The following is an 8,959-nucleotide window of genomic DNA, read 5'->3' as shown; positions in this document are numbered from 1 at the left end:
GAGCCTGGCCTCCATCTCGGTCTGCCGGGCGTTCGCCCCGTCCGCCGCGAGCCGGTCCCGTACCGAGGTGTCGGGCTCCTCGTCCGCCCCGTCGCCGAGCGCCGCCTCCTCCGCCGTCAACAGCCGCGCGGTCAGCTCCTCGGCCTCCTCGGTCGCCCGCGCGAGCGCCTCCTCGGCCCGGGCCACCGCCGCCGCCGTACGCTCCGCCTCGCCCGCCGCGGCCCGCGCCTGGCCGCCGAGCCGCCCCAGCGACTGCGCCACGGAGGACTTCTCCCGGTCGGCGGCGCTCCGCCGCGCGGCGAGGTCCTCGACGAGCGCCGCGCACTCCTTGCGCCGCTCGGCCGCCCGGTGCTGCTCGGCGGCGAGCGACTCGCACCGGCCGTCCAGCTCCTCGATCTCCGCCGCGGCCTCGTCGACCGACGCCTGCACTTCCAGCAGACTGGGCGCCGCGGCGGATCCGCCGTGCGCGAAGTGGGCGCTCAGCAGGTCGCCCTCTGCGGTGACCGCGGTCAGCTCCGGGTGCGCCGCCACGAGGTCCTCGGCGTCCTCCAGCGTGCTGACGACGACGATGCCGCGCAGCAGCCGTCGTACGGCGGGCATCAGCTCGTCCGGGCCGCTCACCAGACCGGCGGCGGGCGGCGGCCCACCGGGGGGCGCGGCCGGACCGGTCTCGTCCGGGCCGGCGGCGGAGCCCGACAGTATGGCCGCGCGGCCGCCGTCCGTCTTGCGGAGCAGCCGCAGCGCGTCCGCCGCCGTCGCCGGGTCCGCCACGGCGATCGCGTCGGCGGCGGCACCCAGGGCCGCGGCCAGAGCGGCTTCGTGCCCGGGGGCGACGGTGAGCAGTTCGGCGGCCGGGCCGACCAGGCCCGCGAGCCGGTCGCGGGCGCCGAGCAGGGCACCCGTGCCGTCCTTGCGGCGCAGACCGAGGGCGAGGGCGTCGTGCCGGGCCGAGGTGGCGGCCCGGGTGCGCTCCGCGGAGGTGAGGGCCTCGCGTGCGGCGTTCAGCGCGGCCTCCGCCTCCGCCAGCTCGTGTTTGGCGGCCTCGTGCCGGTCCGCCAGCTCCGAGTCGCCGGCGTCGAGGCCGTCCACCTCGGCCTGGAGCTGCTCGTACTCCGCCTGGGCGGCGGCGGCCCGGTCCCGGGCGCCGTCGCGGGCCTCGGCCAGCCGCTCGATCTCGGACTGGGCCGAGGCGGCGCGGCTCCGGGCGGCGTTGACCTGGCCGTGCAGCCGGGCCAGCCCTTCCCGGCGGTCGGCGATCGCACGGGCGGCGTCCTTGAGCCGCCGCTCCTCCCGCGCGAGTTCCCGCTCCAGTTCGGCGCGGTGGGCGACCGTGTCGTCCAGGGCCCGGTGGGCCGCCTCCAGCGCGGCCTCCAGCTCCGCCTCCTGCTCGCGGATCCGTGCGGCCTCGCGCTCCATGTCGTCCGGGTCGCGGCCGCGCCGCTCGTCCGCGGGGGCGGCGGCGGCACTCTTGACCCTGGCGTCGGCAAGGCTGACGGTGCCGCGCACCCGTTCGGCGAGCTGGGAGAGTTCGTACCAGTTCTGCTGCGCCCGCGTCAGCCGCGGGGCCAGCCGCCGCACCTGGTCCTCCAGCTCCGCCTCGCGCTGCTGGGCCGCCCGCAGCTCGGCCTCCGTCGCCTCCTTGCGCTGCTTGAGCGCCGCCTCGTCGGCGACCTCGGCACGCAACGCCTCCCGGAGCGTGACCAGGTCGTCGGCGAGCAGCCGGAGCCGGGCGTCCCGCAGGTCGGCCTGGATGACGGCGGCCCGCCGGGCCACGGCGGCCTGCCGGCCGAGCGGCTTGAGCTGGCGCCGCAGCTCGTCGGTGAGGTCCTGGACCCTGGCCAGGTTGGCCTGCATCGCGTCGAGCTTGCGGAGGGCCTTTTCCTTCCGCTTGCGGTGCTTGAGGACTCCGGCCGCCTCCTCGATGAAGGCCCTGCGGCCCATCGGGTCGGCGTGCAGGACGGAGTCGAGCTGGCCCTGTCCGACGATGACGTGCATCTCGCGGCCGATGCCGGAGTCGGACAGCAGCTCCTGGATGTCCAGCAGCCGGCAGGTGTCGCCGTTGATCTGGTATTCGCTGCCGCCGTTGCGGAACATGATCCGCGTGATGGTGACCTCGGCGTAGTCGATCGGGAGGGCGCCGTCGGCGTTGTCGATCGTGAGGGACACCTCGGCGCGGCCGAGCGGCGGGCGGCCGGTGGTGCCCGCGAAGATGACGTCCTCCATCTTGCCGCCGCGCAGCGACTTGGCACCCTGTTCGCCCATCACCCAGGAGAGCGCGTCCACGACATTGGACTTGCCGGAGCCGTTCGGGCCCACGACACAGGTGATGCCCGGCTCGAACCGGAGGGTCGTGGCCGAGGCGAAGGATTTGAACCCGCGCAGGGTCAGGCTCTTGAGATGCACGCCGCTGGACTTTACCTCGCGTCTGTCGTACGTCCCCCTTACCGTGCCGACCACACGACAGCCGCGCCGTGTTCATTTCGGTTTCACAGGCCCGGGGGAAGGGCACATCAGGAGTGAGCAGAAGGGGCGGGAGCGCCGGACCGAAAAGAAGAAGGGACGCCGAGGCGTCCCTTGCAGATTCTCTCAGGCGGTTGGCGTGCAACCGGACCGGCACACGCGACCGGTCAGGTGAGCGCAGGCTCCGCGTGGGATACGTCGATGTCGATGCTGTCGAGCAGCGAGTCGCCGTGATGAGCGGCGGCGGTCAGGGCGTCCTTCTCGGCCTGCATCCGAACGAGTTCGGATTCCAGGTCCTGGACGCGCTGCTGAAGCCGTCGCATCTCGGCGAGGAGTCGCGGGTCGGAACCGCCGACGTAACCGAGAAGCGCCTTTGCCATGATGGATGGTCCTCCACACTGAGTGACCGACCGAAGCGGTGTGGGTCGAGAGGGAATTTTCGCACCCGCTACCCTCGCCACCCCGTGTTCTCGGGGCTGAAGAGGTGCGGTGCGCGGGGATTCCAGAGTCTCACCAAATGGTTTGACGGTCAACACGATCACACCCCGTATCGCCCGGGCGGCCGGTGGCGCGCGGCGCAACGAATGCGCGGCGCTGCTCTCCCGGGGGCCCGCAGAAGGCGTGGAGATCATCCTTATGGCCCGCAGCCTTGCACGGCGACGCGTTCTTGGCAACCACCAGGTCGTAGCGGCCTTACGTGGGCACATCGCCTCTTTCGGGTCACCCGGCCGGCCCTGTTCCGGGAGCCCGCGGGCGGCCCGCGGCCCCGGGGTGTCTCAGCGGATCTCGAAGGTCTCGTAGCCGCCCCGCGGTGTGTCCCACATCTCGGTGACCCCGTCGACCCGGCCGGGCGTGTCGCCGGCCCGGAGCCAGTCGAGGAGTTCCTCGCAATTCCCCCGCGGCCCCTCGGCCACCACCTGCACCCGGCCGTCACCGAGGTTGGACGCGAAACCGGAGAGGCCGCCGATCCGCAGCGCGTTGGCGCGCGTGAACCAGCGGAACCCGACACCCTGCACACGGCCCCGCACCCAGGCGGTGAGACGGACATGTTCGCTCATGCGTGCACGCTAACCGGCCAATTGCCCAGGAGGCACCTCACCCCCAGGTGTCATGGCGTACAGTCCCCGGTCAACGAAACCTCACCCTTTCGGGTGAGGGACGGTGTTACCGAGCATGGAGAGGAAGCAGCGGATGGGCCGCCACCGACGCTCCGCACCTCACCCCCCGGCACCGTCACCCGAGAGCGACTCCGCAGGGAGACGCCGCCGCGGCGCTCCCGTCCGCACCGGTCTGCTCGGCGCCTCGGCCGCCATGGCGGTGGGCGCCGCCGCGATGGCCTCCGGCCTGCTGCCCGGCGACGGTTACCCGATCGGCGGAGGCGACAGCTCCGGGGGGCGGGTCCAGGCCGACGACCTGGCCGTGCCGGAGACCCGGGACGAGTCCTCCGAAGCGCCGGAGGACCGCGGCACCGCCCCTGCCGAACTCGGCGGGGGACGCGACCGGCATCCCTCGGACCACGCCTCCGGCCGTGCGCACGACACCTCCTCCGGCACTCCCGCACCGCGCCGGTCCGGAGCCGGATCCGGCGGCCGGGACGGCGACGGCGGTGAGGCACGGCCCTCCCGCGTGCCGGACGGCGCCCCGGAGGAGAAGAGCACACCGCCGTCCGGGCCCGCCGCCTCGGACCCCGAGGCGGCCGCCGAGTCCGAAGTCGTCGCACTGGTGAACGAGGAGCGCCGGAAGGCGGGCTGCTCCCCGGTGACGGCGGACAGCGAACTCGCGGACCTGGCACAGTCGTTCAGCGAGGACATGGCCGGACGGGAGTTCTTCTCGCACACCGACCCCGACGGCACGACGCCCTGGGACCGCGCCGAGGAGCACGGCATCAGCGACCTGGGCGGCGAGAACATCGCACGCGGACAGTCCGGTCCCGAGTCCGTGATGGAGGCCTGGATGGCCAGCCCGGGCCACCGCGCCAACATCCTGAACTGCGACTACAAGACGCTCGGGGTCGGCGCGCACTTCGCCGACGGCGGCCCCTGGTGGACGCAGGACTTCGGCTACTAGACCGCCGTACGGCTCCCGTCTCCCGCCGCTCCCCCGTCCCGCCGCTCCCGCCGGGCCCGCCTCCCGCCGCTCCCGCCTCCGGGCGGGCCCGGGTCAGACCGCGCGCACGCTCCGCCGCGCCGGGGGCCGCTGACAGCGCGGGCAGTAGTAGCTCGACCGGTTCATCCAGGGGCGGCGGCGCATCGGGGTGCCGCAGCGGCGGCAGGGCTCGTCCTCCCGGCCGTACGCGTCCAGGGAACGGTCGAAGTATCCGGACTCGCCGTTGACGTTGACGTACAGGCTGTCGAAGCTGGTGCCGCCCACCGCGAGGGCGGCGTTCATGACGTCCCGGACGTGCCCCAGCAGTTCGGTGCTGCGCTGCCGGGTGAGGCCGGCCGTCGGCCGGTCGAAGTGCAGCCGGGCCCGCCACAGCGCCTCGTCCGCGTAGATGTTGCCGACACCGCTGATCAGGGACTGGTCGAGCAGCGCCCGCTTGACGGTGGTGCGGCGGCGGCGCAGCGCGGCGTGGAAGGCGGCTTCGTCGAAGGCCGGGTCGAGCGGGTCGCGGGCGATGTGGGCGATGGCGTCCGGCAGTCCGTCCGGGTTTCCGGGAGCCCACGGGTGGAGCGACAGGCCGCCGAAGGTGCGCTGGTCCACGAAGCGCAGCTCGGTGCCCGGGCCGTCGCCGAAGCGGATCCGGATCCGCAGATGCTTCTCGTCGGGCGCGGTCTCCGGCTGGACGAGGAGCTGGCCGCTCATGCCGAGATGGCCGAGCAGGGAGAAGCCGTCCCCAGCCGCGGACGGGTCCTCGCGCGGCACCGGTCCGAGCGGCAGCCAGAGGTACTTGCCGCGGCGGCACGCCGGCCCGAACCGCTGCCCCGCCAGCCGCGCCGCGAAGTCGGCCGCTCCGGCCACATGGCGGCGGACGGACCGGGCGTGCAGCACCTGCACCTCGGCCACCGTGCGGCCGGCGACCCAGCGTTCCAGTCCGCGCCGCACCACCTCGACTTCGGGCAGCTCGGGCATCGGGCCCTCCTCTTCGGACACGCGGTGCCGTCCGGGCCCTCGGGCCGGTCCGGACGGGCGGCTTGGTTCTGACGTACGGCTTCGTGCGGACGTACGGCTTGGTTCCGACGTACGGCCTGGTTCCGACGTACGGCTTCGGGGAGGCGTACGCCCTCACGGACACGTACGCCTTCGTGCTCGGGTACGGCGTCCGGGGCGTGCGGCTCCGCTCGGACGTGCGGCGGGCCCACCGGCTCGGCCGGTGGGCCCGTACTGCTCACTGCTCCGCGACCGGCACGGCGAGCGCGCCGGCCGCCGGGTCAGCGGGCCGCGCGCTCCGTGCTCTCCTCGACGGTGTCCTCCGCGGCACCGTCACCGGACGGCTGCCCGGCGGGCCCGTCCGACGCGGTATCCGCCCCGTCCGACACGGTCTCCGCTTCGGACGCCGCGGCCTCCCCTTCGGTCGCCGCGGCCTCCGCCTCGGTCGCCGCAGCCGCGGCCTGTGCCGCCTCCGCCGCCTCGCTGATCGCACGCCAGGCGGCCTCGGCCGCCTGCTGTTCCGCTTCCTTCTTGCTGCGGCCGGTGCCGGTGCCGTACGTGACACCACCGACGCGAGCTGCAGCCGTGAAGGTCTTCTCGTGGTCGGGTCCGGTCTCGCTGACCAGGTACTCGGGAACTCCGAGCCCCTCGGTGGCGGTGAGTTCCTGGAGACTGGTCTTCCAGTCCAGGCCCGCGCCGAGGTTCGAGGACTTCTCGATGAGCGGGTCGAAGAGCCGGTGCACCAGCTCCGCCGCCGCCTCCAGTCCCTGGTCGAGATAGACCGCGCCGATCACCGCTTCGAGGGTGTCGGCGAGAATCGACGCCTTATCCCGGCCTCCCGTGCCCTCTTCCCCCCGGCCGAGCCGGATGAAGGCGCCCAGGTCGAGGCCGCGGCTGACCTCCGCCAGCGCACGCGAGTTGACCACCGCGGCCCGCAGCTTGGCCAGCTGGCCCTCGGGCAGGTCCGGGTGGATGTTGTACAGCGTGTCGGTGACCACCAGGCCGAGCACGGAGTCCCCCAGGAACTCCAGCCGCTCGTTGGTGGGCAGCCCGCCGTTCTCGTACGCGAAGGAGCGGTGGGTCAGCGCACGCACCAGAAGGGCGGACTCGAGTCTGTACCCGAGCCGCCCTTCCAGAAGCGTGTGGGACGAGGCCGTGTCCGTCTGAGCCGGTTCACCCCCGCGCGGCTCGGTGCCGCGCTTGCGGGGCGACGTGCTGGCATCCGACATAGAGCCTCTCACCCGCCGATCAGACCTCGAGGACCTGGCGGCGGTTGTAGGTCCCGCAGCTCGGGCACGCGATGTGCTGCTGCTTGGGCTCATGGCAGCGCTCGCACGACACCAGGGTGGGGACCGCAGCCTTCCACTGCGACCGGCGGTGGCGCGTGTTGCTGCGCGACATCTTCCGCTTCGGAACAGCCACGGCTACTTCTCCTGCTTCTCGTCGGCGCCGGGTCCGGCGCCGCTCACGTTGTCCTTCTCGCCGTCCTTGATGGTTTCGGCGAGTCCCTGCAGTGCCGCCCAACGCATGTCGACGGCATCGTGGTGGTGGTCCGGGTCGTCCGCGAGCCGCGCGCCGCACTCGGCGCACAGTCCGGGGCAGTCCTCCCGGCACACCGGCTGCAGCGGCAGTGCGAGCACCACCGCGTCCCGCAGCACGGGTTCGAGGTCGAACAGGCCGTCCTCGAGGAAGAGGGTCTCCTCCTCGGCGTCGTCATCCGGTTCCGCGGCTTCCCGGGTCCGGCTGTCGGCGTCGGGGTAGGAGAACATCTCCTGGAAATCCGCTTCGAGCTCACGCTCCAGCGGCTCCAGACACCTTACGCACTCCCCCGTGAGCGGTGCACGGGCGGTGCCCGTGACGAGCACCCCCTCCATCACCGACTCGAGGCGGAGGTCGAGCTCCACGGTCGCACCCCGCGGCACCCCGATGACCTCGATGCCGAGATCGGCCGGGGCGTCGACCGTGCGGGAGAGCCGTTGCATCGCACCGGGACGACGGCCCAGCTCGTGTGTGTCGAACACGAGCGGGTTGCGGTGGTCGAGGCGGGTGCTCAGGGCTTCCTGCTTTCTACGGTGCTGTGCGGGCCGCCCGCGCAGATCGTGCGGGCAGCCTGGAGTGCGGACGCGTGGCGACCGAACAGTCAGGATACTGGAACGGACGCCGTAGACCCAATCGGCCCCGGCGGCTGTGCGCAGCGGGTCAGCGGCCCTGCTCGTACTGCCTCAGCTGGTCCAGGTCGATCATGCCCGTGTCGAAGAAGCTGGTCTCGTCGAGCGCGGGCGCCGCCTGCTGCGGCTGCTGCTGTCCGGGGTCCTGCTGGTACTGCTGCTGCCCGTAGTCCTGCGGCTGCTGGGGCTGGGGCTGCCAGCCGTAGGCGTCCTGCTGCGGATAGCCGTACGCGTCGACGGGGACCTGCGGCTGCTGCTGGTAGCCGCCCTGGTAGCCGTACGGGTCCTGCTGGTAGCCGGCCACCGGGGCGTAGTAGTCCTGCTGGGCGGGCATCCCTGGCTGCTGGGCGGGCATCGCCGGCTGCTCGTACGGCGCGGGCGCCTGCTGGGGCTGCGGCTCGGGCTGCTGCGGGACCTCCCGCGCCGCCTGGTCACGGGAGCCGGCCAGGTCCGCGAGGTAGTCGGCGTCGCTGGTCCGCCGGTTGTCGTCCGCAGCACCGTCCTGCGCCGCCATGTGGGCGCCGAGGTCGTCGGCGGACTGCCGGCCGAGGAGCTTCTGCCGGCCGCGGCCGACCGCCTCCAGGGTCTTGGAGAGCACCGCCTCGAACGCGCCGAGCTTGGTGTCGACATAGGCGTCGGCCCGCTCCCGGAGCGTCGCCGGGTCGGCGCTGCGCTCGGGGGCGTCCTCGTCCTCGTAGCCGTGCTCGTCCAGGCCGGGGCCGCGGCCGAGGAGCTTCTCGCGGCCGCGGTCCACGGAGCCGATGGTCTTGGTGAGGACGACCTCGAAGTTGGCGAGCTTGCTGTCGACGTAGTCGTCGGCCTCGGCCCGGATCTCCTCGGCCTCCCGGCGGGCCTCGGCGAGGACGCGCTCCGCCTCCTCCTGCGCCTGCCGCACCACCTCGGTGTCGGAGATCAGGGAGCCGCGCTGGGCATGGGCGGACTCGACGATCCGCTCGGCCTCCCGCCGAGCCTCCTCGACCATCTGCTCCCGGCCGCCAAGCAGCTCCTGGGCCTGCGCGAGCGAGCCCGGCAGGGCCCCGCGCACCTCTTCGAGCAGGGCGAGCAGCTCGGCGCGGTTGACCACGCACGAGGCGGACATGGGCATGGACCGGGCACTGCCGACCGTCTCGACGATCTCGTCGAGCTTCCTCTGCACGTCCATGGGATGGCTCGCGTCTCTCTGCTCCGGGGCTCTTCGGGACGGAACGACTGTACGTCCCCCGGGCGCCCTCCGGACACCA

Annotated in this window: 9 protein-coding genes; 1 reads left to right on the top strand and 8 read right to left on the bottom strand. The window is 73.3% G+C overall.

What is annotated here, in order from left to right:
- The 3 genes from smc to GCU69_RS10725 form a co-directional block, all read right to left on the bottom strand.
- Window positions 1-2,403 (bottom strand): chromosome segregation protein SMC (smc, locus tag GCU69_RS10735; protein ID WP_156205774.1); only part of this gene is annotated, 2,403 nt, incomplete at its 3' end.
- A 224-nt stretch (window positions 2,404-2,627) separates the two neighbouring features.
- A complete protein-coding gene (locus GCU69_RS10730; RefSeq protein WP_098749763.1) occupies window positions 2,628-2,840 on the bottom strand; it encodes a hypothetical protein in 213 nt (70 codons plus the stop codon).
- A 396-nt stretch (window positions 2,841-3,236) separates the two neighbouring features.
- The gene (locus GCU69_RS10725; protein ID WP_098749762.1) at window positions 3,237-3,518 is read right to left on the bottom strand and encodes an acylphosphatase; all 282 of its coding nucleotides are present in this window, start codon (window positions 3,516-3,518) and stop codon (window positions 3,237-3,239) included.
- A gap of 133 nt (window positions 3,519-3,651) precedes the next feature.
- Between GCU69_RS10725 and GCU69_RS10720 the strand changes: the two genes are divergently transcribed.
- Window positions 3,652-4,527 carry a CAP domain-containing protein gene (locus GCU69_RS10720; RefSeq protein ID WP_156205775.1) on the top strand — a complete coding sequence of 292 codons (876 nt, stop codon included), beginning with the start codon at window positions 3,652-3,654 and terminating at the stop codon, window positions 4,525-4,527.
- Window positions 4,528-4,620: 93 nt separating this feature from the next.
- Here the strand turns inward: GCU69_RS10720 and mutM are convergent, their stop codons facing one another.
- The 5 genes from mutM to GCU69_RS10695 all read right to left on the bottom strand — a co-directional run bounded on the left by mutM (window position 4,621) and on the right by GCU69_RS10695 (window position 8,880).
- Window positions 4,621-5,532 (bottom strand): bifunctional DNA-formamidopyrimidine glycosylase/DNA-(apurinic or apyrimidinic site) lyase, encoded by a 912-nt coding sequence (gene mutM, locus GCU69_RS10715; RefSeq protein WP_098749759.1) that lies wholly within the window; start codon window positions 5,530-5,532, stop codon window positions 4,621-4,623.
- Between the two features lie 299 nt (window positions 5,533-5,831).
- Entirely contained in the window at window positions 5,832-6,779 is a 948-nt protein-coding gene (gene rnc / locus GCU69_RS10710; RefSeq protein ID WP_156205773.1) for a ribonuclease III, read from the bottom strand.
- 19 nt (window positions 6,780-6,798) lie between these two features.
- Window positions 6,799-6,972, bottom strand: coding sequence for a 50S ribosomal protein L32 (gene rpmF, locus GCU69_RS10705; protein ID WP_069814991.1), 174 nt, complete (start codon window positions 6,970-6,972; stop codon window positions 6,799-6,801).
- 2 nt (window positions 6,973-6,974) lie between these two features.
- A complete protein-coding gene (locus tag GCU69_RS10700; protein WP_176604562.1) occupies window positions 6,975-7,604 on the bottom strand; it encodes a YceD family protein in 630 nt (209 codons plus the stop codon).
- A gap of 145 nt (window positions 7,605-7,749) precedes the next feature.
- Entirely contained in the window at window positions 7,750-8,880 is a 1,131-nt protein-coding gene (locus GCU69_RS10695; RefSeq protein WP_156205772.1) for an ATP synthase F0 subunit B, read from the bottom strand.
- Window positions 8,881-8,959 lie beyond the last annotated feature (79 nt).

Origin of the sequence: Streptomyces lycii (assembly GCF_009735685.1) — a bacterium.
Taxonomy (GTDB): domain Bacteria; phylum Actinomycetota; class Actinomycetes; order Streptomycetales; family Streptomycetaceae; genus Streptomyces; species Streptomyces lycii.
Note: the sequence above shows the minus strand (reverse complement) of the source record. Positions and strands in the feature narration are given on the sequence as shown.